Below are 26,347 nucleotides of genomic sequence, written 5' to 3'. Positions count from 1 at the left end.
AGAACAAGACAGGAGGGCAAGACCATGAATAAACAGGCATTGGCATTTCTAACAATGTTTTCTCTGGTGCTCATGTTATCTGTGTATTATGTAACATTACCATCTGATTCCACAAGCGTGATGAGCAATCAGACAACCAGCGGGGAACAAGAAGATTCCAAGGACAGCGAACAGGAAAATACATCCAAACAGGATAATGAGAAAAAGGATTCTGCAGAAGAATTACAGGATCAAATCAATCAAAAGAAAGAAACACAGATCAACGACAATAACCAGGTGGTTGCGGATAAGGACAGTGAAGAAAAAGATAAGGAAGATGCTTTATCGACCATGGAAGAAGTAAAGAGTGAACAACAGTTACAAACAGATATCAAGAATGCCTTAACAAAACAAAAGCTGAACAGTGCTGTAGAAATCAAGGATACCACTTGTACCATAACCATTTTTGATACAAAAGCCGATAAAAAAACAGCCGCGAATATCATGAAAACTGCCAAGGATATCGTAAAAAATCAATATCTGATTGAAGTAGCCTTTAAATAATGAAACAGACTGTGTAAAAGCAGTCTTTTCTATTGACTTCATCCATTTATAACGTTATATTCAAAGAAGAAAGAAGGCGCTTATGATGAGCATATTAGATCATCCTTTTCTTCAGTTTTTCAAGCCGTTACCAAAAGGTGAAAAGCTGAAACATGATTTCATCATTCAATTCAAAAATGGGGTACACATTGACAGGAAAACATTTAATGCTTGTCCAACAGGACTACAAAGTGGCCCATGGGATCCATATGCGGATGGCTTTCGTGGTCATACCAGCATGGAGGAAGATGCATTGATAAAAGGATTTGTGAATGATCTGCATATCCAGGTAGATGATATACAAATCATTCGTGTATCAAATGGTTGGAATTTTGTGAAAGTGTAGAGCACAATGGGTAAATAAAACGTTGAATAAGAAAGCCTGTTCTGTTATAATATCCATAGAAGGTGATGAATATGGCACAAGAATATATAGCATTAAAAGAAAACAACGACGTTGGTGTGATTGCATTAAGCACAGCAGCTTTCCAAGCAATAGCAAAGAATGTGATTGATGAAGAAGAAAATCTGAAGCTGGCAGCTGGAAGTAAACCATTTAAATATCCATTATCATGCAAGATCGTAAATGATCAGCTGATTTTGAACTTGGATGTGAAAGTGAAATACAGTGTGAATGTAAATGATACCTGCAGTAAGGTACAAGGTAAGATCTTTGAGAATATTGAACATATGACTGGATATACTCCGGATGTAATTGATATCCGTGTCGTTGGCTTTATATTTTAAAAGAAATCCTTACGGGATTTCTTTTTTTCGTGAAAGGAGTGAATGATATGGCAGTTACATTAGATGATTGTCTGGTCATTGGCATCAGTTCCAGAGCATTGTTTGATTTAGATGAAGAAAACCGCATCTTTGATGAACAAGGGTTGACAGCGTATGCCCAATATCAGATTGAACATGAAAATGATATATTAAAACCAGGCAGTGGCTTTGCGTTGGTAAAGGCTTTATTAAAGCTGAATGAAGATAAGCATCGCGTGGAAGTCATTATTATGTCAAGAAACAGTGCAGATACTTCTTTACGTATTTTTAACAGTATCGCCCATTACAAACTGGGAATCTCTCGTGCAGTACTTGCGGGAGGAAGCTCTTTGGCAGAATATCTTGGCGCATTTGGTGTAGATTTGTTTTTGAGTGCCAATGAAGGTGATGTAGAAGATGCAATCAATGCAGGCTTTGCGGCTGGAAGAATCTATACAGATCCTATCCGTAAGCCGGAAGTATATGAAGATATTGACCAGATACGTATCGCATTTGATGGAGATGCTGTATTGTTCTCGGATGAAAGCGAGCGTATCTTTCAAAAGGATGGATTGGAAGCATTCGTGGAAAATGAAAAGCGTCTTGCGAAAAAAGAACTACCACAAGGCCCGTTTGCCCATTTTCTTAAGACAATTTCTGATCTTCAAAAACAATTTCCACATGATGCATCACCGATTCGTACAGCACTTGTGACTGCACGAAATGCCCCTGCACATGAACGTGTCATACGAACACTGCGGGCGTGGGATGTAAGAATTGATGAAGCATTCTTTTTAGGTGGTTTACCAAAGAAAGATATATTAGAGGCTTTTCATCCACATATCTTCTTTGATGATCAGGAGGTACATGCCAAGCCGGCAAGCAGCGTAGTTCCAAGCGCGCAGGTCCCTTATCGAAAATAAGAAAACCATAGCACAAGAATAGAAATATATGATGAAACTATGATAAAATAACATATGAGCGGAGGATTTATATTATGGCAAGCAGACATCAGTTAAGAGAAAAAGGCATGACATGTCTTTATCAACATTTATTATTGAACAAAGATATCAAACTGGCATTATATGACAACTGTGAAGGAAATGAAGTAGATCCTTTCCTTTATACAATTACAGTGGATGCAATTACTTATAAAGATGTATATATTGACAAAATCAATGAAAGACTAAATGAGGAATGGACATTTGCACGTCTGGGTTTTGTGGAACAGGCAATTTTATTAATGGCTTGTTGCGAACTGGATTTAGAAACAGCACCAAAACCTATTGTTATTGATGAGGCAATCACACTTGCGAAAAAATATTGCGATGATGAAGCATATAAATTGATCAATGGAGTTTTAGATCGTCTATGAGTAAACCAATGTACAGTGTCGCTGGACTTGTAAAATATATTAAGGGTTCCCTTGATCATGATATGAATCTTCAAAGTATCCTGGTCAAAGGAGAAGTGAGTAATTTTACGAATCATCGAAGCGGTCACTGGTACTTTTCCTTAAAAGACAATAAAGCAAAAATCAGTTGCGTCATGTTTTCTTCTTATGCATGCAGATGTAAAATGCTATTGAAGGAAGGCATGAAAGTCATTGTCAGCGCAAGTGTTTCCATGTATGAAGCAAGTGGAACGACACAATTATATGTCACTGCAGTACAGCAGGATGGACTGGGTGATTTGTTTTTACAATTAGAAGAAGTAAAAAACAGAATGCGTTTAGAAGGCTGTTTTGATGAAGCACGCAAGAAACCTTTACCTGCGTATCCAATGAATATCGCAATTATTACTGCTAAAACAGGTGCAGCTGTGCAGGATATTCTAACAACGATTTCCCGCAGATGGCCGATTTGTGAAGTAAGTGTATATCCAAGTTTAGTACAGGGTATCTCAGCCACTAAAAATCTGATTGAAAACCTTGAAAAGGCAGATGCGATGAAGCATGATGTCATACTACTAGCAAGAGGTGGAGGAGCGATTGAAGATTTGTGGTGCTTTAATGAAGAAGCATTGGCACGTGCGATTTTAAAATGTGAAACGCCAGTAGTTACTGGTGTTGGGCATGAAACAGATACCACTCTGGTAGATTATGTTTCTGATGCACGAGCACCAACACCTACTGCAGCAGCTGAACTGATTACTCCCAATATAGAAGAAGTAAAAAGTTCGCTTTCTGATATCAGAGTGCGTATGATACAGGATATGCGCCAGTTATATATGGAAAAGAAACATCAGCTGGTGCAGATAAAGGAAAACCGTTATTTAAAAGATCCAATGTCGTATATTATGAAAGAACAGATGACACTTGCCATGCATGTACAAAGTTTAGGTAAAGTGGAATCGATGATCAAAACACAGAAAAGTTCTTTACAACAATTATCCAATGCACTGGCAATCTATGCTAAAAAAATCGCCAGTGAAAATGAGAAACAAATGCAAAGTCAAAAAGATCTGTTGATCTATACGATGAAGCAGTTTGAAAATAAACAGAAACAGGCTTATGCCACAAAGCTATCTTTATTAGATGCGTATAGTCCTTTAAAGATCCTTGAAAGAGGCTATGCAATCACTTATCAGGATGATCATGTGGTAAAAAGCATCCATGATATAAAAGAAAATGATTCTATTCGTGTAAGAATGCAGGATGGTTTCATTCATGCAGATGTAAAGAAAAAGGAGGAATTATCATGACAACCAAAACACCATCATTTAAAAAATCAATGCTGCGTTTAAATGAAATCGTTGGCGCACTTGAAAAAAATGATTTGGAACTGGAAGAAGCAATCGCCCTGTTTGAAGAAGGACTTTCGCTTGTTCAAACATGTGATGGACAGTTAAAAAACTTTGAGAATAAAGTAGCCAGTCTGTTAGAAAGCTACCAGGAGGACGCAAACCATGAATAACTTTGAAGAATATTTACTACATACCCTGGATGGTGTGCAGGATTCTAAAGTCAAAGAAGCGATGAAGTATTCTTTGATGGCAGGAGGCAAACGTATACGTCCACGTTTATTGTTTGCGGTATTATCAGCATATGGTGTTCGTGAAGAAGCAGGTTATCCTGTAGCTGCTGCGATTGAAATGATTCATACATATTCTTTGATTCATGATGATCTTCCTGCAATGGATAATGATACCCTGCGCAGAGGAAAACCAACATGTCATGTACAATTTGATGAAGCAACTGCCATACTTGCAGGGGATGCTTTATTGACACAGGCATTTATCATCGCAAGTGAAGTAGATACAACTTCTGCATTAAAAGCAGATATCTTGCGTGCACTTGCTCAATACAGTGGTGCGGATGGTATGATTTTAGGACAAATTAAAGATATCGAAGGCGAAGCAAAAGCTTCCGTCACATTGGAAGAACTGCTGGATATCTTTGAATATAAGACAGGCAAGCTTTTAACACTGCCAATGGTATGTGCCTGCTTTATCGCAGAGCGTAAAGGTGATATCTCCGTATGGAAGAAAATTGGCCGTGCTATCGGCTTAAGCTTCCAGATTCAGGATGATATTTTGGATGTTACAAGTACCAAAGAAGAACTTGGAAAGAATATCCATAGTGATTTATCGAATGATAAGACCACTTATGTATCTCTTCGTGGAGTAGAGGGTGCACAGGTTGATGCACAGAAGTATTATGATGAAGCGATGGCAGAATTAAAGAGTCTGACCGTACATGATGAAAAAGTGACTGAGCTATTACAGTTATTAATCAACAGAAAACATTGAGAGGTGTCTTTTTATGAATATTTATGATATCAAAAGCCCGGATGATATCAAACACTGTTCCATCCCAGAATTAGAAGATCTGTGTGTGCAGATACGTGAGTTCTTAATTGACAGTGTATCAAAAACCGGAGGACATCTGTCTAGCAATCTTGGAATTGTGGAATTAAGTGTCGCCATGCACTATGTTTTTTCAACTCCACAGGATAAATTTCTGTTTGATGTTGGGCATCAGTCATATGTACATAAAATATTAACCGGTCGTGTTTCACAATTTCCAACCTTACGTCAATATAAAGGATTAGCAGGCTTTCAGAAACGTAATGAGAGCGAGCATGATGCCTGGGAGGCTGGACATTCCAGTACATCGCTGTCTGGTGCACTGGGCATGGCAATCGCAAGAGATCTGCGCCATGAAGATTTTGAAGTTGTTCCTGTGATAGGCGATGGTGCATTGAGCGGGGGCATGGCAATGGAAGCATTGAATCAGATTGGTGCGTTAAACAGCAAGATGGTCATCATCTTCAATGATAACAATATGTCCATATCAAAAAATGTCGGAGCAATGGATGAGGCGTTCACAAGACTGCGCACCAGCCGTCCATATAATAATCTGAAAGAGGACTTAAAAGGTGCTTTATCTGGCACAAAAACGGGTTCTGCAGTATTAAAAAGCATGCGCAGTGTGAAAAATGCTGTAAAAGCCAACGTGGTAGATACATCGATTTTTGGTGAATTCAATCTGGATTATATCGGCCCTGTAGATGGACATGATCTTCGTACCTTGATCAAAGTATTACATAATGCGAAAAATCATGACGGGCCAATTGTTGTTCATGTCATGACAAAAAAAGGAAAAGGATATTCCTTTGCGGAAGAGGATAAAGAAGGAAACTGGCATGGCGTTTCTCAATTTGATCCACAAAGTGGTCAAACACTTGCGAAGATGCCAGCAGGTCATTTAAGCTGGAGTGAAGTGATTTCCAAAACACTGATAGACTTAGCCCAACAGGATGAACGTATCGTAGGAATTACACCTGCGATGATTGGCGGCAGCAAACTGCGTGATTTTTTCAATGAATTTCCTGAGCGGGCATTTGACTGTGGCATTGCGGAAGAACATGCCATGACGTTTGCGGCAGGGCTTGCCACAAGCGGCATTCGTCCTTTTATCTCCGTATACTCCTCATTCTTACAACGTGCATATGATCAAATCAATCACGATGTTGCTAGAATGGATCTACCTGTTGTCATTGGTATTGATCGTTGTGGTTTGGTTGGTGAAGATGGTGAAACCCATCATGGCGTTTTTGATATTGCGATGCTCAGAAGTATTCCCAATATGATTTTATCACAGCCAAAAGATGCGATAGAGGCACAAAATCTAATGTATACAGCCTTTCTGCAATCTCATCCTTTTACCATCCGATATCCAAGGGGAAATACCCCTTATCAAAAGCTAAAACATTATACACCACTTGAAATTGGCAGCTGGACCAGCTGGCAGATGGATACATATGAAGTCATCATTATCACTTATGGACCGGATGTTGATCGTATCATCTCAAAAGCCAAGGTGAATCAATTGCCAGTTAGAGTTGTGAATGCACGCTTCTTTAAACCAATCGATACCATGATGCTGGAAGAAATATGTGCACAGAAGAAGCCTGTCATCATTTATGAATCTGATATGTTGGCAGGAGGCTTATCCAGTGCAATTTTAGAATATGTCAATGATCATCATTTAGCTACAGAATTTATACGCTTGGGTATTCGTGATCATTATGTAACACATGGTTCTCTGCCACAGCTTCGTAAACTGGAGCATTTGGATATCAATTCCTTATGTGAACTGGTATTAGATTTGATCAGGGAGAAACATCATGCGAATTGATCAATACTTAGTGGAACATGGCTATGTGACAACCCGAAGCAAGGCACAGGATGCGATTAAAGCACAACGTGTTTCTGTAAATCAGCACATCATAACAAAAAATAGTTTTCAAGTCAAAGATGAGGATGATGTTCAAGTGGCATCATCCCAGCTTTCTTTTGTGTCACGGGCAGGATTTAAGCTATATGATGTCATAGAAGATTTTCAATTAAACTTAAAAGATCGTATCTGTATGGATGTAGGTGCCAGCACAGGAGGATTTAGTGATGTCTGTCTGCGGGAAGGCGCAAAGCTTGTTTATGCATTAGATGTAGGTAGTGATCAATTAGATCCTGCATTAAGAAATGATCCTCGTATCATCAATATGGAGCATACCAATTGCCGCTATTTAACCAAAGATATGTTTGATCAGATTCCTACATTCGCCTGCATGGATGTATCCTTTATTTCTATCAAACTGATTCTTCCAGCTATCAAAGAAGTCATGGATGATGTAGAGCTTGTGGCATTAGTAAAACCACAATTTGAAGCAGGAAAAGAACATATCGGCAAACATGGAATTGTAAAAGATAAAAAAATTCATGTACAGGTGTTAAAAGATATGATATCCTATGTACAGGAAGTTGGATTATATGTGCACCATCTACAGTCCAGCAGTATATTGGGGCGTGATGGAAATAAAGAATTTGTTATGCATATCAAATCTGAACCAACTAAGAAAAGTTTTGATTTAAAACGTATTGTAGAGGAACAAAAAATCATTCGTACATAAGCAAAGGTAGGTGTTGTATATGCTGCAGAGTATTTTTGTGAAGAATTTTGTATTAATTGATGAAGTATCCTTGGAATTTCAAAAGGGATTATCTGCATTTACTGGTGAAACAGGTGCTGGTAAGTCGCTTTTAATGGATGCCATTGGCGTTTTAAAAGGTGATCGTGCCAATGCCGGTATGGTAAAAAAAGGCTGTGATAAAGCAATCATTGAAGGCGCATTCCTCATTGAACATGAAGCTTTGATCAAACAGTTAGAAGCAGATGGTTTTGATATGGAAGAAGGCCTTTTGATTATCACAAGAGAAATCACAAAAGAAGGAAAAAGCACGACACGCGTGAATCATCGTGTTTCTTCTGTTTCCTATGTGAAAGAAATCATATCACGAATCGTGGATATCCACTCTCAGCATGATACACAATATCTGTTGAATGCACGTTATCATCTGTCTTTATTAGATAACTTTGTGAAAGAAGATGCGCTGCGTGAGGAGGTATACCATACATATCATGCTTATAAGAAAATCAAAGATGAATTGGAAGCAGCTTTATCCAGTGACTATAATGAAGATGATTTAGAGTACCTGACATTTCAGTTAAATGAGATTGATCAGGCAGAACTTAGAGAAGAAGAACTGGATGAACTGGAAACACAGTTAAAACGCATGCAGTCTTTTGAAAAAATCAGTGAAGGCGTACAAATTGCCATCGACAAGCTGGAACAGGAAGTGCATCCTGGTTTATATCAGGCTTTTAAACCACTTTCCACATTGCCAGATGATCGTTTGACAAAGATGTCTGAAACGTTAAGCGACCATTACTATCAAATGGAAGACATGATTAGTGAACTGCACGATTTCATGGATCAAATGGAGTATGATGAAGAAACGTTCAACACCATACAGGACCGTATCTTCTTGATACGTAAAATCTATCGTAAATATGGTGGAGATTATTCATCTGTAATGAAAAAACGTGAAGAACTGGATCGAAAGATTGACAGTATCCTACATCGTCAGGATTTTATCGCAAAACAGGAAACATATCTGAAAAAGGCAGAAGATACCTTTTTAAAGGCAGCACATAAACTTCATGATATCCGACAACTGAAAGCAAATGAACTTTCTGATTTAGTTGTACAGCAGTTAAAGGACTTACAGCTGGAGCATGCTCGTTTCAAGATTCAGTTTGAAACAATGGAAGGAAATGCCCATGGAATCGATAAAGTAGAATTTATGATTTCCATGAATGCTGGTGAAGCTTTAAAGCCATTATCCCAAACAGCATCCGGTGGGGAATTATCTCGTTTGATGCTGGGTTTAAAAACCGTATTTACTTCCCTTATGGGAATGGAAACCGTCATTTTTGATGAAATTGATACAGGTGTCAGTGGTAAAGTAGCGTTCGCCATTGGTAGAAAGATGAAACAGTTAAGTGAAACAGCACAGGTATTCTGTGTGACACATTTAGCTCCTGTAGCGGCATGTGCCAATACCCATTACATGGTAGAAAAACATCAGGATGAAGAAACAACACATACCAATATCGTTTATTTAAATGAGCAGGAAAGAATCATGGAACTGGCAAATATTGCCAGTGGTTCACAAAGTGAACATGCCATCAGTTCTGCGAAAGAATTATATGAAATAGCCCAAGGTCATAGGGAATAATTTACTAGAGTGCGCATCATCTAATGAGAGTAGACTAACTTTCAGGAGGTGATGCGTTTTGTATAAAAAAGTCTTATGTATCCTGACATCCTTCGCTTTTTTCTTTGGAAGTATTTCCGCCAAAGAACTGGTGCCAGGAGGTGAAAGTATTGGTATACAGGTGAGTTATGATGGTGTGCTGGTTAGTGGAACCTATACATTTATGGCAGGCAGCCAGCGAATTGATCCATCCCATGTCATCAAGGCAAATGATTTGATTATCGCAATCAATGGTGTAAAAGTTGCTTCTTTACAAGATATGGCCAATGAGATGAATAAATATCAAAAAGAAATCAATGATTTGACAATGACAATTATCCGCAATGATGCAAAGATGGATGTATCGATACAAACAAGTTATGATAAAACTGGTTTTCACAGTGGATTATATGTCAAAGATAAAATCACAGGTGTTGGTACGATATCTTATTATGATCCAGATACAGGAAGGTATGGTGCTTTAGGTCATGAAATTATGGATTCCGATACCCATACATTTGCGAAGGTTCATGAAGGAAATATTTATCCTGCCATTGTAGATGGTATCCAAAAGGCGAAAAAGAATGTTCCTGGTGAGAAACAAGCAACCATTGATTTCACAAAAAGTCTTGGTGACGTTGAAAAAAACAGCAGCCTTGGAATCTTTGGACAATATGATCTGTTGCCTGAAAACAAGCAGGCAATCGAAGTCGGCGATCATACAAAGGTGCATACAGGAAAAGCGATGATTTATACAGTATTATCTGGTAATCAGATAGAAATGTATCAAATTACCATTACAAAAGTGAATAAACAAAACAGCAGGGATATGAAGGGAATCGAATTAACTGTAGATGATCCTGCATTAACAAGTCAAACCAATGGCATCATACAGGGGATGAGTGGTTCTCCTATCATACAGGATGGAAAAATCGTTGGTGCCCTGACTCATGTTGTGACATCAGATCCTATGCGTGGATATGGAGTTTTCATTGATTGGATGCTGGAAGAAAGCGTTTTATAACGAATCTTCGACCTTTTTAACTACCGTATTTGGCAATATGTCAAAAACAATGGTAAAAAAGGTCGATTTTTCATTTTCTTTCTGCAAACTTTGCTAAAATTCTTTTTTCATTTGACAAAACTCGTGCTATTCTGCACCAATACACCGTATAATAAAGTAGGTAAAAGGAGAGAGAGGAACAATATGAACAACAAGATTCAGATTTATGTAGTAGACGATAGCTTAGAAATGATTCATTGTATGAAGGAAGCATTTGCGAAGAGCGATGTGTATCAAATCGTTGGCAGTGCAACGAATGGAGAACAATGTATTAAAGAATTACATGGAAAGCATATTGATGTATTATTGTTAGATTTAATTATGCCGAAGAAAGATGGTATCAGTGTGCTTTCGGATTTAAAAAAGAATAAGATTGAAATTGAACATATCGTATGTACGACGCCATTTGTCAATGATCTTATCGTTAATGCAGTATCGAATTATAAGATTGATTACATATTGATGAAGCCTTTTGAAATAACAGAGCTGGTAGAGAAATTAAATTTCGTGATTGGATTCAGTAAAAAACAGAACATGGCCGCCAGTATAGCGAAGGTCAATCTGAATGAGGATGAAAAGAAACGTATGGTAAAACTGGAACTGGAAGGAGAAATTACCGAAATCTTACATGAAATTGGAATACCTGCGCATATCAAAGGATATATGTATTTAAGAACAGCGATATTGGAAACCTATTTAAATGTTGATTTTCTAGGACAAATCACCAAAGTATTATATCCTGAGATAGCAAAGAAATATGCGACAACTGCTTCTCGAGTAGAAAGAGCAATACGTCATGCGATTGAGGTTGCATGGAACAGGGGCAATATTGATGCCATTGATGATATCTTTGGTTATACGATATCCGCCAGTAAAGCAAAACCAACCAATTCAGAATTTATTGCGATGATTTCTGATAAGCTGCGTTTGGAACATCGTATGAAGAATAAAAACAGTATGATAAAACAATATCGTTAAGGTAGATTTTTTCACAAAATTCCTTTATACTTATCCATAAAGGATGTGTTGTGTTTGAGTGCAAGAGTAATATTTCATATCGATTTAAATTCATTTTTTGCCAGTGCCGAGATTTTAAAAAACTCCGCATTGGCAGGACAACCGGTCGTTGTCGCAGGATTAAACCGCAGAAGTGTTGTATCTACTGCCAGTTATGAAGCAAGAAGCTATGGCGTACATAGTGCTATGCCTCTTCATATGGCGATGGAAAAATGTCCTGAGCTGGTAGTTGTACAAGGCGATTACAGCTGGTATGAGGAATTGAGTGAGCGTTTCTTTAAATATTTAAGAAAGTTTTCTCCTTTTATTGAACCAGCCAGTATTGATGAGTGCTACATGGATGTCACGGAGGCAATCAAGGCTTATAAACGTCCTTTAGATCTTGCTTGGATCATACAGAAAAATGTTATGGATGATTTAAGGCTGCCTTGCAGTATCGGTGTTGCGCCAAATAAATTTTTAGCTAAGATGGCCAGTGATATGCGAAAACCTATGGGAATCACAGTGCTTCGAAAACAGGAGGTACCAAGAAAATTATGGCCATTACCCATTAGTGATATGTGGGGTATTGGCAAGAAAAGTGTTCCTTTATTAATCGAGAATGGCATCGAAACCATTGGTGATCTAGCAAGTGAAGAAAACGAGAAAAAAGTGATGACATTACTAGGTAAACATGCATATGGCTTTATCCAGAATGCTAGAGGCAATGGAAGCAGTAAATTAAATTACAACCAGGGTGTACAATCCATATCCCAATCAACAACACTTGATCGCGATATCAGTGAATATGATGAAGTAAAAACCGTATTTATCCGTTTGGCGAAGTCATTAAGCGCAAGAGCTAAAGAAGAACGACTACAGGGAAAACTGATTTCTATATCTATACGCTATAGTGATTTTTCCAATATGGTAAGAAGTGTTAGTTTACAACACTATACCAATGATGTGAACGTATTGATTGAACATGCGTTATATCTATTTGACCACAACTACAGTGGTGCACCCATTCGACATTTAGGGATTGGGCTAGCATCATTTCAAAGTGCGAAAAGCGTTCATCAAATAAATATGTTTCAAGAGCCGATCGAAAACACCAATAAAGTAGATCTGGTACTGGAAGAATTAAATAAACAATTACCCAATGCCAATCTTACCACACTAGGCAGAATGAAAAAAAGCTGAATATGTCGAACGAAAAGAAGCTATGAAACTTCTTTTTTTTCATATGCTCTAGTAGAGGTGAGTACATGAAACAACAAGCATATCATGGCTTTTTCAGGAAATATCGTCACGTATATCTGTTTATCGGGATATTATTGATTGCAGGAATTGCGGCTGGACTTTATTTCAGTAAGACCATCGACATCAATGATATGAAAAATTTTACCAGTTATATGAATTCCATATCCAGTGATTCTACCTCTTTTTCGGCACAGCTGTTTTCAGGTATCATCTTCATCCTTTTTGTGTTTTTATTAGGTACCAGTATCATCGGCATCCCACTCATCAGTTTTATTATCTTTTCCAAGGGGATGCAGATTGGTTTCTCTTGTGCATTGTTTGTCTATACCTATCAATTAAAGGGTATCGCAGGCATTATATTAACATTATTTCCTCAACTAGTAATCGATTGTTTAGCAACTTTCTTAATATCCGCAAGTGCCATCCAGCTAAGTATGTATCTGATCATCTCTTGCAGCAATCGTGAGAAACTGGATTTTCACAGATTATTCAATTCGATTTTAAATGATTTGATCATCTGTTTTATCATGGTTATAGCAGAAGCATATGTAAAAGCTGATTTGATGGTCTGGTTTGTAAAACTGTTTAATCTCATAGGGAAATAAGGTAGCTGAATCTTGGATACAATGATATAATATACAGGAAAAAGTGAGGGATTCTATGGGTTATACGTATGATTTTATCAATGGCACAGATATTTATTTATATCAGGATGAAGAGATGTTTCGCATGAACAGCGATACCGCTTTATTGGCAAATTTCATGAAGATCAAACGAAACAATCGTGTATTAGATATCGGTACCAATAATGGTGCACTGTTGGCTGTCGCAAACAGCTTTGCACCATCTTGCTTAATCGGTATTGATATACAGGAAAAAGCAGTGGCACTTGCCCGTTATAATATGGAACAATTAAACATTCCCCATGCACAGATTTTGTTGGGAGATGTCAAGGATATGAAAATGCCAAAGGTTGATGTGGTCATCTGTAATCCTCCATACTTTCCAGATCACACCACAAGCGCAAAAAATGAAACGGAAGCACTTCGAATCGCACGTCATGAAATCTATCTATCTTTAGATACACTTGCGAAAAAAAGCTGGGGAGGCACTTGATGAAAAGGGGCGCTTTTATTTGGTGCATCGAAGTGATCGTCTGATCGATATTGTCACAACACTTCGTACATATCGTCTGGAAACAAGGAGTATTCAATTTGTTTATGATGAAAACAAAAAGGAAGCAATTTCAGTTTTGATTGAAGCTATTAAAGATGGAAAACCAAACTGTCATATTTTAAAACCAATCTATAAGACACGTTCATAAGTTTCAGGGTCTTTTTATGAGAAATAATAAGAAAGCTGTGGTATAATAATTTAGGTGGTTTAAATGAATATCGATGAAGCAAAAGAAGATTATATCCACTATATCCGTGTTGTTGTTCAAAAATCGCTGGCGACGGTTTCTTCCTATACCCATGATTTAGATTTATATACTGCATATTTAAATAATCAGGGGATTTCATGTATGGAAGATATTACCGTTTCCCATCTACAGGATTTTCTTGCCATACAAAGTGATCAAAAAGCAGCTGGCAGCGTCAATCGAATGATCGTATCGATTCATATGTTTCATCGTTTTATCAGTATGAATAATCCAGACATTGATGATCCAAGCCAGCATATACATGGACGAAGGACAAGCAAAAAACTGCCAAAGTATTTTAATGTTCATGATATTGAAATACTCTTAGACAGCTTTGATGAAAGTGATCAGGGACTGTTTGATAAAGCCATACTGGAAGTATTATATGGCTGTGGACTTCGTGTTAGTGAGTTATGCGGACTTCATATGTCTATGATCAATCTGGACCATGGCTTTTTACGGGTCATTGGTAAAGGGGATAAAGAACGTATGATTCCTATGCATCAAAGAAGCATTGATGCTTTACAAAATTATATCGTTCATGTACGCCCACAATGGCTGAAGAAAAAAACACAATATGTATTTGTGAAGGCGAATGGAAACCCGTTATTAAGACAGGATGTACATAAACTGATCAAAGCCAGATTACATATGTTAGGATTGAATGAAGCATTAAGTGCCCATAGCTTTCGCCATAGTTTTGCGACACATCTGCTTGATGGTGGCGCTGACTTGCGTGTGGTACAGGAATTGCTGGGGCATAGTGATATCGCAACCACACAGATTTATACCCATATACAGAATAAAAAACTGAAGGATGCCTATACATCCTTTCATCCATTCGCAAAGGAGGATAAAAACGATGAAAAAATATAAGCGTATATTTACAATCGTCATCGATTCCTTAGGTGTAGGCGCTATGCCAAATGCTGCCCAATATGATGATGAAGGCAGTGATACCTTAGGACATATTGATGAACATATGAAACCATTTAATATTCCTTATCTTGCTGATTTAGGACTTGCAAATCTACATCCTCTTCAACATGTAGAATCACGTGTAAACCCACTTGGGTATTATACAAAGATGTTAGAAGCAAGTGTTGGAAAAGATACGATGACCGGTCATTGGGAAATGATGGGATTACATATCACGACACCTTTTCAAACATTCACGGAAACAGGCTTTCCAAAAGAACTGCTGGATGAGTTAAGTAAACGCTGTGGTCATAAGATTATTGGAAATAAAGCGGCTAGTGGCACAGCCATATTAGAAGAGCTTGGCCAACAATCCAATGATACTGGAGATATGATTGTATATACAAGTGCAGATAGTGTGCTTCAAATCTGTGGCAATGAAGAAACATTTGGCTTAGATGAATTATACCGTTGTTGTGAAATTGCCAGAGAATTGACTATGAAAGATGAATGGAAAGTTGGACGTGTGATTGCTAGACCCTATGTAGGTAATTGCAAGGATGGTTTTACACGTACATCCAATCGTCATGACTATGCATTAAAGCCTTATGGAGAAACAACATTAAATGCATTGAAGAATGCTGGCTATGATGTGATTTCTATTGGAAAGATCAAGGATATCTTTGATGGTGAAGGAATCACACAGGCATATAAATCAAAAAGCAGTGTACATGGAATGACACAAACATTAGAAGTCATGGATCAGGATTTTACTGGTTTATGCTTTGTGAATCTTGTGGATTTTGATGCCTTATGGGGACATCGTAGAAATCCTGTTGGATATGGAAAAGAATTGGAAGCATTTGATCAGTCTTTAGGACTTGTATTAGATAAATTAAAATGTGATGATTTATTGATCATCACCGCAGACCATGGAAATGATCCTACCTATAAAGGCAGTGATCATACCAAAGAAATGGTACCATTTTTAGCATATTCACCATCGATGAATGGTCATGGTTTATTGCCATACAGTGATAGCTTTGCGATGGTTGGCGCAACCATTGCGGATAACTTTGATGTGGCAATGCCTGAACATACGATTGGTAAGAGTATATTAGAGGAACTCAGATAGAATAGAGAAGGAGTGTACGTAAAATGAGTAACTGTAACAGTTGTCCTAGTAAAGGAACATGTGGCAAAAGTGAAGATTCTTGTGGAATCCAGAACAATGTCAACAACAAGATCAAACACGTGATTGGCGTGATGAGTGGAAAAGGCGGTGTTGGAAAAAGCAGCATGAGTGTATTGCTTGCGAAAGCACTTGCGGATATGGGATATCAGGTAGGTATTATGGATGCTGATATCACTGGTCCAAGTATTCCTCGTCTAATGGGGCTGGAAAGAGAAAAAGCATATGGAACAAATGATGCTATTCAGCCAGTTATAGATAAAGACGGTATTAAAGTCATGTCATTAAACTTCTTAATGGAAGATGAAAACCAGCCAGTTGTATGGCGTGGTCCAATTGTTGGCAATGCGGTACGTCAGTTCTGGACAGATGTTATCTGGGGAGAATTGGATTACCTGTTAATTGATATGCCTCCTGGAACAGGAGATGTTGCTTTGACGGTATTACAGAATATACCTGTCAATGGGGTTGTCATGGTATCTACACCACAGCCAATGGTTTCTATGATTGTATCAAAAGCAATCAATATGTGCCATCAGGTAGAAGTACCAGTATTAGGTGTTATTGAAAACATGAGCTATGTTGTATGTCCTGATTGTGGTAAACGTATTGAAATCTTCCAGCAGAAGAATACAGAGGATTTCTTAAAAGAAAACAATTTGGAATTGTGGGCAGAATTGCCTATGACACCAAGCATCAATATGATTCATCAGGATGATAACTTTGACAGCGAAACAGCAAAAGAAATGAAAGCATGGATTCAGCCAGCTGCTGAAAAACTGGTAGAAAAATTCAAATAAGCAAGAAAGGCCGATTTTTTGGCCTTTTTTTCTGTCACAAGAGCATTAGAAAAGAATATCTTTAAATATCCATATTTTTCAATGTGAAAAAATATGAAAAATAATGTGAAAATTATTTCCTTTTACGATGATTTGTGCTATATTATTAAAGGATTTTTTGACACAAGAAAACCTTAAAAAATCCCTAAGGAGGAATCATATTATGCCAGGTTATGTAGTAGTAGGTACCCAATGGGGCGATGAAGGAAAAGGGAAGGTCGTAGACTATCTTGGATCAAAAATGGATTATGTCGTTCGTTTTCAGGGTGGAAACAACGCAGGACATACGGTAGTTGTAAAAGATGAAAAAGTAGTTTTACATCTTTTACCTAGTGGTGTTCTTCAAAAAGCAACATGTGTGATTGGACCAGGTGTTGTTGTAGATCCATTCGTGTTTCTTGATGAAATCAAGGCACTGGAAGACAAAGGAATGCATACAGATCATGTGAAAATATCTGATTGTTCCCACATCATTATGCCATATCACGTATTGTTAGATGAATTAATTGAAGAATCATTAAAAGATAATAAAATTGGTACAACCAAACGTGGTATCGGACCATGTTATGCTGATAAATATTCACGTACAGGACTTCGCATGGGCGATCTTCTGGACTTTGAAAGCTTTAAAAAGAAACTGAAAACGGCAGTGGATATGAAAAACATAACCTTTCAGAAAGTATATGATCATAAAGGCTTTGACTATGAAGAACTGGTTCAAAGATTTGAAAAGATCAAAGATTTGTTAACACCAAGAATCATCAATGCCCAGATTGAAGTCAATCAGGCATTAGATGAAAATAAACAAGTATTATTTGAGGGTGCGCAGGCAGCTATGCTGGATATCAATTATGGAAACTATCCATATGTGACATCTTCTTCACCAACAAGTGCAGGTGTATGTACAGGTGCAGGCGTATCACCTAAAAAACTGGATGTGATCATTGGTATTGCCAAAGCATATTCTACCCGTGTGGGAGAAGGTCCATTTGTTTGTGAGCTGTTTGATGACATGGGAGAAACACTAAGAACAAAAGGTCATGAATTTGGCGCAACAACTGGCAGACCAAGACGTTGTGGATGGTTAGATGTCAATGTTGTACGTCATGCGGCAATGATCAATGGTTTAACAGATTTGGTCATTACGAAACTGGATATCCTAACGGGTATCAAAACAATCAAAATGTGTGTTGCATATGAAATTGATGGAAAACGTTATGACTATATTCCAAGCAGCGTAGAAGATTTAGCAAAAGCCAAACCTATCTATGAAGAATTTGAAGGCTGGAATGAAGATATATCCAAAATGCATACGTATGAGGAACTGCCAGAGAACGCAAAAAAATATCTGGCACGTATCGAAGAACTTACAAAGACAAAGATTTCCATGATCTCTGTTGGTCCAGAACGAAACTGCAATATCGTTGTGAAAGAAATGATAAAATAATCTATTGAACAAAGGCGTTCATGAAGAGAAAAACAACTGCTTTTTCTATCTTCATAAACGCTTTTTTTTATTGTTTTCGGATGAAGTGGATACACTAACAATGATAAACGAGGTGAACAAATGAAACTAAATGTTTTAATCGTATCCAGTCAAAGAAGCCTGAATCAATGTATCAAAGAGATACTATTGAAAGAAAGTGTATCCATCATCACTTTCTGTGATCGACTTGATCAAATAGAAGAAGAATGTAAAGAAATGACATATGATATGATGATTGTAAATGAGGACAGTATCCATGACATCCATAACCTCATGATCTATCATAAAAAATTTTCCTGCATCATTGTATGCTTGAAGCATCAAGTAAAAGAATCATATCTTCAACAATGCAAGGCACATCATATGGTGATCTTGATGAAACCAATAAAAAAACATGTATTCACACAGATCCTACAGGTTTGTATACAATCACAGCTTCAGATGAAAGAAAACAATCAAAAACTGCAAGCATTAAACCAGCGTTATCAGGAATTAAAGATCATTCATCATGCAAAATATCTGTTGATGGAAAAGGAACATTTAAAGGAATCACAAGCCCATCGTATGATTGAAAAACAAGCGATGGATAAACGATGCAGTAAACTTGCGATAGCGCAAAGATATATTAAAAAATATGAAGAAAAAGGAGAATAAGTGTATGTGTAAATTTATATTTGTGACTGGTGGTGTTGTTAGTGGTCTTGGAAAAGGTATCACAGCAGCATCGTTAGGAAGATTATTAAAATCAAGAGGATTAAATGTAACGGCGATGAAATTAGACCCATATATCAATGTGGATCCTGGCACCATGAGTCCTTATCAGCATGGAGAGGTCTTTGTGACAGAAGATGGTAGTGAAACGGATTTGGATTTAGGTCATTATGAACGTTTCATGGATGAAGACTTAAATCAGTATTCTAATATCACAACAGGAAAAGTTTATTGGAATGTCCTACAAAAAGAACGTGCAGGTAAATATCTAGGAGAAACTGTACAGGTAATACCACATATCACCAATGAAATCAAAGAACATATCTATTTGGCCCAGCAAAAAAGCAAGGCAGATGTCTTGATCTGTGAGGTTGGCGGTACTACTGGTGATATCGAAAGTCAGCCATTTTTAGAAGCCATACGTCAGGTAGCCCTTGAAAAAGGCAGAGCGAATTGCATCTATATGCATGTGACATTGATCCCCTTTATTGAAGGCAGCAATGAACCTAAATCCAAGCCAACTCAGCATTCCGTTAAAGAACTGCATTCCTATGGTATCTTTCCTGATATCTTGATTGCTAGATGTAATCGTCCTATTGACGAACAAATTAAGGAAAAAATCTCATTGTTCTGTGATATTCCAAAGGATTGTGTTATTGAAAATAAAACCTTGGATTCCTTATATGATGTACCATTTATGCTGCAGCAGCAGGGCCTGGATGATATCATATGTAAACATTTCAGCTTTGATACTCCACAAGCCGATTTATCTGCATGGTCATCTTATATAAAGGAAACAGAGAACATGAACCATGTGAATATTGCGCTGATTGGAAAATATGTCAAGCTGCATGATGCATATCTGTCTGTAATAGAATCTTTACATCACGCAGGCTTTGTGAACCATGCGCATATCCATATCAAGTGGATCGACAGTGAAACAATCACAAACGATAGTATACAGGAATTATTAAGCGATGTGCAGGGCATCTTAATCCCTGGTGGATTTGGAAGCAGGGGAGTAGAAGGAAAGATACTTGCGGCTACATATGCACGTGAACACAATATTCCATATCTTGGGATCTGTTTGGGTATGCAGATTGCTTCTATTGCATTTGCCCGCAGTGTTCTACAATACAAGGATGCCAATTCTATTGAATTTGATCAAGACACCACACATCCTGTAATTCACTTTATGGATACTCAGAATGATGATTTACAAAAAGGTGGCACCATGCGATTAGGTGCTTATCCTATGCGTATAAAAAAAGACACACAACTATATGCCTGTTATCAAGAAATAGAAATAAGTGAACGTCATCGTCATCGTTATGAATTCAATCAAGCGTATCGAAAAGCTTTTGAACAGCATGGCATGATCATATCTGGAACATCATTAGATGATGAGCTGGTAGAAGCAATTGAATATTCTGACAATGATTTTTATATTGGTGTACAATATCACCCTGAATTTAAAAGCCGTATCAACCGGCCACATCCTTTATTTGTAAATTTTGTGAGATATGCATTAAAGCATAAATAAAAGCATCATCACAGCTGTATGATGCTTTTTTTCATATATTAAACGTTGATATCCGCATGCATGCCTAGTGCGGATTTTTCTTGTTCCAGAATAGGATCAATATAATCTCTAAAGAATTCAACTGTCTGATTTGGTGCACGTCCTACAAAGTTTTCAGGGGACATGATGGATTTTAGTTGTTCCATATCCTGAGGGAATGCATCATCATGAGCGATTCTTTCCAACAAATCATTTTCTTTACCTTCTACTTTTACCATTTTACCAGCTTCCATAGAATGTACACGAATATGTTCATGTAACTCCTGACGATCGCCACCAGCTTTTACAGCATCCATCAAGATCATTTCTGTTGCCATAAAAGGCAGCTCTTTCATCAAATGAGATTCAATAACCTTAGGATATACAACCAGACCATCTGTGATATTCAAGTATAAATCTAAAATACCATCAATGGCAAGGAATGCTTCTGGAATACTGATACGTTTATTTGCGGAATCATCCAGAGTTCTTTCAAACCATTGTGTAGCAGCAACGATGGCAGGATTTAATGTATCCGCAATCACATAGTTGGCAAGGGAAGCCATACGCTCACTTCTCATAGGATTACGTTTATAAGCCATAGCACTAGAGCCAATCTGTCCCTTTTCAAAAGGTTCTTCTACTTCTTTTAAATTTTGTAGTAAACGAATATCATTAGAGAACTTATGTGCACTTTGTGCAATAGCCCCCAAAGCGTTTAAGATACGAGAATCCACCTTACGGGAATATGTCTGTGTAGATACAGGATAGCTTTCCTTATATCCCATCTTATCCGCAACCATCTGGTCTAATTTCTTTACTTTATCTTCATCATTATCAAATAATTCCATAAAGCTTGCCTGTGTACCAGTGGTTCCTTTACATCCACGAAGCTTTTTATTTTCTAATAAATAACAGATATCTTCATAATCCATTAACAGATCCTGTGCCCAGATTGCTGCACGTTTTCCAAGTGTTGTTGGCTGTGCAGGCTGGAAATGTGTAAATGCCAAAACTGGCAGATCTTTATATTCCAATGCAAATTTTTCTAATTCTGCAAGAACATTTACCAGCTTTTTCTTTACCAGCTCCAAAGCTTCATACATGATGATAAGATCTGTGTTATCTCCAACGAAACATGAAGTAGCGCCTAAATGAATGATGCCTTTTGCATTAGGACATTGTTCACCATATGCATAAACATGGCTCATCACATCATGACGAACGATTTTTTCACGCTCTTTTGCGACATCGTAATTGATATCCTCTGCATGTGCTTTTAATTCATCGATTTGTTCCTGTGTGATATCCAAGCCCAGCTCTTTTTCACTTTCCGCAAGTGCAATCCACAGCTTTCTCCAAGTCTTGAATTTTTTGTCCTGAGAGAATAACTGCTGCATTTCTTTTCCTGCATAACGCTGTCCTAAAGGACTTTCATATCTATCGTACATATGTATGATTCCTTTCTTTTATTTGATGCCTAAACGGCGATATACTTCCTGGTATGCATCTTCTACATTTCCAAGATCTCGTCTGAAACGATCCTTATCTAAATGATCATGTGTATGAATATCCCAGAAACGACAAGTATCAGGAGAGATTTCATCTGCCAGCACGATTTGATCATGATAACGGCCAAATTCCAGTTTAAAATCAATTAATTCAATATCTGCGGCTTCGAAAATGTGTTTTAGCTCTTCATTTACTTTAAATGCCATATCAGAAATAGTATCAATATCTTGCTGGGTAGCAATACCAATTGCCAATGCCATGTAGTGATTGATCATAGGATCACCTAAATCATCATTTTTATAGCTGAATTCAAGTATTGGACATTTCAATTCCATACCTTCTTCAAGGCCCATACGTTTTGCGAAGCTTCCCGCAACTTTATTACGGACAATCACCTCCAAAGGTACGATTTCCACCTTTTTCACTAACGTTCTACGATCATCCAGTTCTTCGATAAAATGTGTTGGGATGCCTTTTTCTTCCAGCTTTTGTAGTAAGAAGTTAGTCATTTTGTTGTTTACAACACCTTTGCCTATGATCGTTCCTTTTTTTGCTCCGTTGAATGCTGTCGCATCATCCTTGTAATCAACGATCACCTGATCAGGGTTCTCAGTAGCAAAAACCTTTTTTGCCTTACCTTCGTATAACATTTCTAACTCTTTCATTTTGTTCGTCCTCCATATGTAGAACACTTTGAGGCAATGATTCAGCGTAAGAAAAATCAGCTGAACCACCCACCTGAATTTTCTACCTTTCAATTATAGGGCAGTGTTTTTTTGATGTCAATAAACATATGAAAAAAACTGTAAATAGGGGAATGATATGACTTCCTATTTACAGTTTCTAAATTTTCTATTTACCTAAAATCATGTTTGTTAAATCAACAGGATCAACAATCGCGCCATCTTTATAAACACGCATGTTTCCAGAAGCAATTTCGTCAATCAGAATTACTTCATCATTGTTGTAACCAAATTCGAATTTGATATCATACAGATCAAGACCTTTTTTCTTCAAATCATCTGCAACGATCTGTGTGATTTTTAAAGTCTGTTCTTTCATGCTGGCGAATTGTTCTTCACTCATGATACCAAGAGCTGCAAGACCTTCACTTGTGATTAGTGGATCACCTTTCGCATCATCTTTTAACGTAGTTTCAACATAGCCCCCAACAAGAGGTGTACCATCTTCGATATAATCACCATAACGACGGATAAAGCTTCCTGTAGCAACTAGACGACAGATAACTTCCAATCCTTTACCAAATACTTTGGCAGGCAATACTTCCATTGTAGCATTTTCGATATCAGCACTAACATAGTGAGTTTTGATACCTGCATCTTTTAAAATTTCAAAGAAGTGAATAGAAGTTTCAAGGTTTGCTTTTCCAATACCTTCGATTGTTAAACCGACAGAGTTTTCACCTGGATCAAATACGCCATCTTTTCCAGTGCAATCATCCTTGAATTTCAACATTACGTTTCCATTGTCTAATGCGTAGACATCTTTTGTCTTACCTTCGTAAATTTTTTTCATGATTTTCCTCCATTTATCATAACACGATTATTATATCATTATTTTTTTGAATTTCTATGTAAAATTTGGCATTTACACTATTTTTTTAAAATTTTTTTCTGATTTTATTCATCAAAAACACAAAAACGACGCATTTATCAATTAATAAACAGCTGGAAACACATAATAAGAAAGAAAATGACATAAAAAGACATGTTAACGTGGAACTTTTCACTCATTCCATGTATAATAAAAAAGTCTAAAAAGAACAATTACTTCCAAGGGAGGAATTATATGAATACGATTTCTATTTTAGCAACAAAACTTTCAGCGTTCTTATTAAGGCTGATTCACAGAGGCGGCTCTATGCCAGGCTCTATCGGATTGAAGATATCCCCACATGTTTTGAAAAGTCTGAAAATCAACTGTCCCGTCATTCTGGTAACAGGCACCAATGGAAAAACATCTACCAGCAATATGATTGCGGATATGATGATACATGCCAATAAAAAAGTTATCAATAATCGAAAAGGGGATAACCTGAAAGAAGGAATCACCACGGCCCTTTTAACCAATACCGGATTTAACAAAAAGGTACATGCGGATGCCATTGTATTGGAAGTAGACGAATTAAATATTCCATTCATTATGAAGAATCTTCATGTAGATGCGCTGGTTGTGACAAATTTCTTTCGAGATCAGTTAGATCGTGCTCGTGAGATGGAACAGCTAATTCAAAAAATCGAATCAGCGATCAAAGATTATGATGGTACACTTGTTTTAAATGGCAATGATCCTAATGTTGTACGTTTAAAAGATGCTGCGCCAAAGGCGAAAACACAATACTTTGGTATTCATGAATGTGCAACTAGTATGAAAAAAACAAATGAAGCCAGTGAAGGAAAATTCTGTCCTCGTTGTGGAAAGCGTCTGGATTATGATTTCTATCAATACTCTCACATTGGTGTATTCCATTGCTCTGGCTGTGATTTCAAAACACCTGAATTAGATATTGCTGGAGATGTGATTGATATCCCAAGACGATTATTTAAATGGCAAAACGAAGAATTCTGTGCACCTCAAGGCGGCTTATATACGATGTATAACTGTATCGCTGTTTTGGCAGTTGCGGATTTATTTAACATTCCAGCTACATGCGCAAAAAAAGCATTCAAAGAAATCAAAGTACCAGATGGTAGAAATGAAACATTTACATATCATAACCATTCTCTGATTTTAAACCTTGTGAAAAATCCAACAGGCGCAAACGAAGTCATGAAAGTCATTGAAGAGGATCATAGTAAGAAAACCATTTTGATCGTATTAAATGATCATGCACAGGATGGTACGGATGTATCATGGATCTATGATACCTTCTTTGAAAAATTGATGTGTGAAGAAACAACGAAAATCATTGTATCTGGTACACGGTGTTATGATATGGCGCTACGTTTCAAATATGGTGGATATACTGGTGAAATGGAAGTATATGAAAACCTGAAAGACAGCGTCAGCGCATTATTGAAGGCTGATACAACGCTATATGCGATTGCGACCTATACCGCACTGCAGCCAGTGAGAAATCTGCTGATAAGCGAAATGAAAGCGTAAGAAAGGATGTGCTGACATGGAGTTGAATGTATGTTGGATGTATCATGATATCATGGATTTATATGGTGATAAAGGCAATATGATGGTTTTAAAGAAACGTTGCCTTGATCGTGGCATCCAAATAAAAATAGATACCTTGTCTATCAAAGATGAGTGTGATTTATCAACATATGATTTATTATTTCTTGGCGGTGGAGCCGATAAAGAACAAAAAATGTTAATTGACGATTTATTATCAAGAAAAGAAAACATTGCGAAAGCAATGAATGAAAATACTTTTATACTATTGATATGTGGTGGCTATCAATTGTTTGGACAATATTATATAAGCGCAGACAATGAAAAAATCGAAGGGTTGAAATTCTTTGATTATTATACAGAAACAGGCTCTAATGGAACACGTTGTATTGGTAATATCGCAATAGAATGTGATCTTGACGGCAACAAAATTACTGCTGTTGGTTTTGAAAATCATGGTGGGCAAACATGCAATGTTAAAGCTCCATTAGGACATGTTCTACATGGATATGGAAACAGCTTTGAAGGAAAACAGGAAGGATTCTATAATGGTCAGGTACTTGCGACATATATGCATGGACCATTACTTCCAAAAAATCCAGAAATCACAGATTTTGTTATTTATAAAGCATTAAAGAAAAGAAATCCTGATATTGCATTACAGGATTTAGCCCCACTAGATGATACGCTGGAGCATCAAGCAAAAGACTATATGTTAAAAAGATTAAGTTCAAAATAACTATACATAAAAAGTAGGCAAGGGAAGTCAGGTTAAAAATACCTGGCTTTTTT

General features: G+C 37.2%; 28 protein-coding genes. 25 read left to right on the top strand and 3 right to left on the bottom strand.

The window, feature by feature from the left end:
• Positions 1–24: 24 nt before the first annotated feature.
• The 23 genes from DW761_RS06225 to DW761_RS06120 all read left to right on the top strand — a co-directional run bounded on the left by DW761_RS06225 (position 25) and on the right by DW761_RS06120 (position 20,881).
• Positions 25–543, top strand: a complete 519-nt coding sequence (locus DW761_RS06225; protein WP_117516864.1) for a stage III sporulation protein AH — start codon at positions 25–27, stop codon at positions 541–543.
• Positions 544–625: 82 nt separating this feature from the next.
• Positions 626–928 carry a hypothetical protein gene (locus DW761_RS06220; protein ID WP_233513042.1) on the top strand — a complete coding sequence of 101 codons (303 nt, stop codon included), beginning with the start codon at positions 626–628 and terminating at the stop codon, positions 926–928.
• 71 nt (positions 929–999) lie between these two features.
• Positions 1,000–1,329 (top strand): Asp23/Gls24 family envelope stress response protein, encoded by a 330-nt coding sequence (locus tag DW761_RS06215; protein ID WP_117453655.1) that lies wholly within the window; start codon positions 1,000–1,002, stop codon positions 1,327–1,329.
• 47 nt (positions 1,330–1,376) lie between these two features.
• The gene (locus DW761_RS06210) at positions 1,377–2,270 is read left to right on the top strand and encodes a 5'-nucleotidase (RefSeq protein WP_117516860.1); all 894 of its coding nucleotides are present in this window, start codon (positions 1,377–1,379) and stop codon (positions 2,268–2,270) included.
• A gap of 74 nt (positions 2,271–2,344) precedes the next feature.
• On the top strand, positions 2,345–2,722 hold the full coding sequence (locus DW761_RS06205; protein ID WP_117453653.1) for a transcription antitermination protein NusB: 378 nt from the start codon (positions 2,345–2,347) through the stop codon (positions 2,720–2,722).
• Positions 2,719–4,050 carry an exodeoxyribonuclease VII large subunit gene (gene xseA / locus DW761_RS06200; protein ID WP_117516858.1) on the top strand — a complete coding sequence of 444 codons (1,332 nt, stop codon included), beginning with the start codon at positions 2,719–2,721 and terminating at the stop codon, positions 4,048–4,050. Before DW761_RS06205 ends, xseA begins: the two co-directional genes overlap by 4 nt.
• Positions 4,047–4,262: an exodeoxyribonuclease VII small subunit gene (gene xseB, locus DW761_RS06195; RefSeq protein WP_117453651.1), complete on the top strand. Its 216-nt coding sequence runs from the start codon at positions 4,047–4,049 to the stop codon at positions 4,260–4,262. The genes xseA and xseB overlap by 4 nt, the downstream gene beginning before the upstream one ends.
• Positions 4,255–5,097, top strand: a complete 843-nt coding sequence (locus DW761_RS06190; RefSeq protein WP_117453650.1) for a polyprenyl synthetase family protein — start codon at positions 4,255–4,257, stop codon at positions 5,095–5,097. The genes xseB and DW761_RS06190 overlap by 8 nt, the downstream gene beginning before the upstream one ends.
• 13 nt (positions 5,098–5,110) lie before the next feature.
• On the top strand, positions 5,111–6,988 hold the full coding sequence (dxs, locus tag DW761_RS06185) for a 1-deoxy-D-xylulose-5-phosphate synthase (RefSeq protein WP_117516856.1): 1,878 nt from the start codon (positions 5,111–5,113) through the stop codon (positions 6,986–6,988).
• Positions 6,978–7,760, top strand: a complete 783-nt coding sequence (locus DW761_RS06180) for a TlyA family RNA methyltransferase (RefSeq protein ID WP_117453648.1) — start codon at positions 6,978–6,980, stop codon at positions 7,758–7,760. The genes dxs and DW761_RS06180 overlap by 11 nt, the downstream gene beginning before the upstream one ends.
• 19 nt (positions 7,761–7,779) lie before the next feature.
• A complete protein-coding gene (recN, locus tag DW761_RS06175) occupies positions 7,780–9,429 on the top strand; it encodes a DNA repair protein RecN (protein ID WP_117516854.1) in 1,650 nt (549 codons plus the stop codon).
• A 58-nt stretch (positions 9,430–9,487) separates the two neighbouring features.
• Positions 9,488–10,471, top strand: coding sequence for a SpoIVB peptidase S55 domain-containing protein (locus DW761_RS06170; protein ID WP_117516852.1), 984 nt, complete (start codon positions 9,488–9,490; stop codon positions 10,469–10,471).
• Between the two features lie 183 nt (positions 10,472–10,654).
• The gene (spo0A, locus tag DW761_RS06165; RefSeq protein WP_117453645.1) at positions 10,655–11,488 is read left to right on the top strand and encodes a sporulation transcription factor Spo0A; all 834 of its coding nucleotides are present in this window, start codon (positions 10,655–10,657) and stop codon (positions 11,486–11,488) included.
• A 45-nt stretch (positions 11,489–11,533) separates the two neighbouring features.
• Entirely contained in the window at positions 11,534–12,709 is a 1,176-nt protein-coding gene (gene dinB, locus DW761_RS06160; RefSeq protein WP_233513041.1) for a DNA polymerase IV, read from the top strand.
• Positions 12,710–12,774: 65 nt separating this feature from the next.
• Positions 12,775–13,374: a stage II sporulation protein M gene (locus DW761_RS06155; protein WP_117453643.1), complete on the top strand. Its 600-nt coding sequence runs from the start codon at positions 12,775–12,777 to the stop codon at positions 13,372–13,374.
• 55 nt (positions 13,375–13,429) lie between these two features.
• Positions 13,430–13,885, top strand: a complete 456-nt coding sequence (locus DW761_RS06150; protein WP_233513040.1) for a methyltransferase — start codon at positions 13,430–13,432, stop codon at positions 13,883–13,885.
• Positions 13,857–14,093 (top strand): hypothetical protein, encoded by a 237-nt coding sequence (locus DW761_RS21375; protein ID WP_233513039.1) that lies wholly within the window; start codon positions 13,857–13,859, stop codon positions 14,091–14,093. Before DW761_RS06150 ends, DW761_RS21375 begins: the two co-directional genes overlap by 29 nt.
• 63 nt (positions 14,094–14,156) lie before the next feature.
• A complete protein-coding gene (locus DW761_RS06145) occupies positions 14,157–15,068 on the top strand; it encodes a tyrosine recombinase (RefSeq protein WP_117516848.1) in 912 nt (303 codons plus the stop codon).
• Positions 15,055–16,245, top strand: a complete 1,191-nt coding sequence (locus tag DW761_RS06140; protein WP_117516846.1) for a phosphopentomutase — start codon at positions 15,055–15,057, stop codon at positions 16,243–16,245. Before DW761_RS06145 ends, DW761_RS06140 begins: the two co-directional genes overlap by 14 nt.
• 23 nt (positions 16,246–16,268) lie before the next feature.
• Complete coding sequence (locus DW761_RS06135) at positions 16,269–17,102, top strand: Mrp/NBP35 family ATP-binding protein (protein WP_117453639.1); 834 nt, start codon at positions 16,269–16,271, stop codon at positions 17,100–17,102.
• A gap of 202 nt (positions 17,103–17,304) precedes the next feature.
• On the top strand, positions 17,305–18,588 hold the full coding sequence (locus tag DW761_RS06130) for an adenylosuccinate synthase (protein ID WP_117453638.1): 1,284 nt from the start codon (positions 17,305–17,307) through the stop codon (positions 18,586–18,588).
• 120 nt (positions 18,589–18,708) lie between these two features.
• Positions 18,709–19,281 (top strand): ANTAR domain-containing response regulator, encoded by a 573-nt coding sequence (locus tag DW761_RS06125; RefSeq protein WP_117516844.1) that lies wholly within the window; start codon positions 18,709–18,711, stop codon positions 19,279–19,281.
• Positions 19,282–19,285: 4 nt separating this feature from the next.
• Positions 19,286–20,881 carry a CTP synthase gene (locus DW761_RS06120; RefSeq protein ID WP_117516842.1) on the top strand — a complete coding sequence of 532 codons (1,596 nt, stop codon included), beginning with the start codon at positions 19,286–19,288 and terminating at the stop codon, positions 20,879–20,881.
• 38 nt (positions 20,882–20,919) lie between these two features.
• Here DW761_RS06120 and purB read toward each other — a convergent pair whose 3' ends face one another.
• The 3 genes from purB to DW761_RS06105 form a co-directional block, all read right to left on the bottom strand.
• Positions 20,920–22,350 (bottom strand): adenylosuccinate lyase, encoded by a 1,431-nt coding sequence (gene purB, locus DW761_RS06115; protein ID WP_117453635.1) that lies wholly within the window; start codon positions 22,348–22,350, stop codon positions 20,920–20,922.
• Between the two features lie 18 nt (positions 22,351–22,368).
• A complete protein-coding gene (gene purC / locus DW761_RS06110; RefSeq protein WP_117453634.1) occupies positions 22,369–23,076 on the bottom strand; it encodes a phosphoribosylaminoimidazolesuccinocarboxamide synthase in 708 nt (235 codons plus the stop codon).
• 187 nt (positions 23,077–23,263) lie between these two features.
• On the bottom strand, positions 23,264–23,947 hold the full coding sequence (locus DW761_RS06105) for a phosphoribosylaminoimidazolesuccinocarboxamide synthase (RefSeq protein ID WP_117453633.1): 684 nt from the start codon (positions 23,945–23,947) through the stop codon (positions 23,264–23,266).
• A 273-nt stretch (positions 23,948–24,220) separates the two neighbouring features.
• Here DW761_RS06105 and DW761_RS06100 point away from each other — a divergent pair, with 273 nt between their 5' ends.
• Together DW761_RS06100 and DW761_RS06095 are read left to right on the top strand one after the other, a co-directional pair.
• Positions 24,221–25,537 (top strand): Mur ligase family protein, encoded by a 1,317-nt coding sequence (locus tag DW761_RS06100; RefSeq protein WP_117516840.1) that lies wholly within the window; start codon positions 24,221–24,223, stop codon positions 25,535–25,537.
• 16 nt (positions 25,538–25,553) lie between these two features.
• Complete coding sequence (locus DW761_RS06095; RefSeq protein ID WP_117516838.1) at positions 25,554–26,294, top strand: type 1 glutamine amidotransferase; 741 nt, start codon at positions 25,554–25,556, stop codon at positions 26,292–26,294.
• The last annotated feature ends 53 nt before the right edge of the window (positions 26,295–26,347 follow it).

It is taken from the genome of Absiella sp. AM29-15, assembly GCF_003434225.1.
Classification (GTDB): domain Bacteria; phylum Bacillota_I; class Bacilli_A; order Erysipelotrichales; family Erysipelotrichaceae; genus Hoskinsella; species Hoskinsella hominis.
This window is presented reverse-complemented; position numbering and strand designations above follow the sequence as displayed.

Coding starts and splice junctions, on each gene's coding strand:
- DW761_RS06130 (WP_117453638.1), top strand. CDS start 17,305: ATGCCAGGTTATGTAGTAGTAGGTACCCAATGGGGCGATGAAGGAAAA.
- purB (WP_117453635.1), bottom strand. CDS start 22,350: ATGTACGATAGATATGAAAGTCCTTTAGGACAGCGTTATGCAGGAAAA.
- DW761_RS06120 (WP_117516842.1), top strand. CDS start 19,286: ATGTGTAAATTTATATTTGTGACTGGTGGTGTTGTTAGTGGTCTTGGA.
- DW761_RS06125 (WP_117516844.1), top strand. CDS start 18,709: ATGAAACTAAATGTTTTAATCGTATCCAGTCAAAGAAGCCTGAATCAA.
- spo0A (WP_117453645.1), top strand. CDS start 10,655: ATGAACAACAAGATTCAGATTTATGTAGTAGACGATAGCTTAGAAATG.
- DW761_RS06215 (WP_117453655.1), top strand. CDS start 1,000: ATGGCACAAGAATATATAGCATTAAAAGAAAACAACGACGTTGGTGTG.
- recN (WP_117516854.1), top strand. CDS start 7,780: ATGCTGCAGAGTATTTTTGTGAAGAATTTTGTATTAATTGATGAAGTA.
- DW761_RS06155 (WP_117453643.1), top strand. CDS start 12,775: ATGAAACAACAAGCATATCATGGCTTTTTCAGGAAATATCGTCACGTA.
- DW761_RS06210 (WP_117516860.1), top strand. CDS start 1,377: ATGGCAGTTACATTAGATGATTGTCTGGTCATTGGCATCAGTTCCAGA.
- xseA (WP_117516858.1), top strand. CDS start 2,719: ATGAGTAAACCAATGTACAGTGTCGCTGGACTTGTAAAATATATTAAG.
- dxs (WP_117516856.1), top strand. CDS start 5,111: ATGAATATTTATGATATCAAAAGCCCGGATGATATCAAACACTGTTCC.
- DW761_RS06145 (WP_117516848.1), top strand. CDS start 14,157: ATGAATATCGATGAAGCAAAAGAAGATTATATCCACTATATCCGTGTT.
- DW761_RS06205 (WP_117453653.1), top strand. CDS start 2,345: ATGGCAAGCAGACATCAGTTAAGAGAAAAAGGCATGACATGTCTTTAT.
- xseB (WP_117453651.1), top strand. CDS start 4,047: ATGACAACCAAAACACCATCATTTAAAAAATCAATGCTGCGTTTAAAT.
- purC (WP_117453634.1), bottom strand. CDS start 23,076: ATGAAAGAGTTAGAAATGTTATACGAAGGTAAGGCAAAAAAGGTTTTT.
- DW761_RS06190 (WP_117453650.1), top strand. CDS start 4,255: ATGAATAACTTTGAAGAATATTTACTACATACCCTGGATGGTGTGCAG.
- DW761_RS06220 (WP_233513042.1), top strand. CDS start 626: ATGATGAGCATATTAGATCATCCTTTTCTTCAGTTTTTCAAGCCGTTA.
- DW761_RS06140 (WP_117516846.1), top strand. CDS start 15,055: ATGAAAAAATATAAGCGTATATTTACAATCGTCATCGATTCCTTAGGT.
- DW761_RS06100 (WP_117516840.1), top strand. CDS start 24,221: ATGAATACGATTTCTATTTTAGCAACAAAACTTTCAGCGTTCTTATTA.
- DW761_RS06135 (WP_117453639.1), top strand. CDS start 16,269: ATGAGTAACTGTAACAGTTGTCCTAGTAAAGGAACATGTGGCAAAAGT.
- DW761_RS06225 (WP_117516864.1), top strand. CDS start 25: ATGAATAAACAGGCATTGGCATTTCTAACAATGTTTTCTCTGGTGCTC.
- DW761_RS06095 (WP_117516838.1), top strand. CDS start 25,554: ATGGAGTTGAATGTATGTTGGATGTATCATGATATCATGGATTTATAT.
- DW761_RS06180 (WP_117453648.1), top strand. CDS start 6,978: ATGCGAATTGATCAATACTTAGTGGAACATGGCTATGTGACAACCCGA.
- DW761_RS06105 (WP_117453633.1), bottom strand. CDS start 23,947: ATGAAAAAAATTTACGAAGGTAAGACAAAAGATGTCTACGCATTAGAC.
- DW761_RS06150 (WP_233513040.1), top strand. CDS start 13,430: ATGGGTTATACGTATGATTTTATCAATGGCACAGATATTTATTTATAT.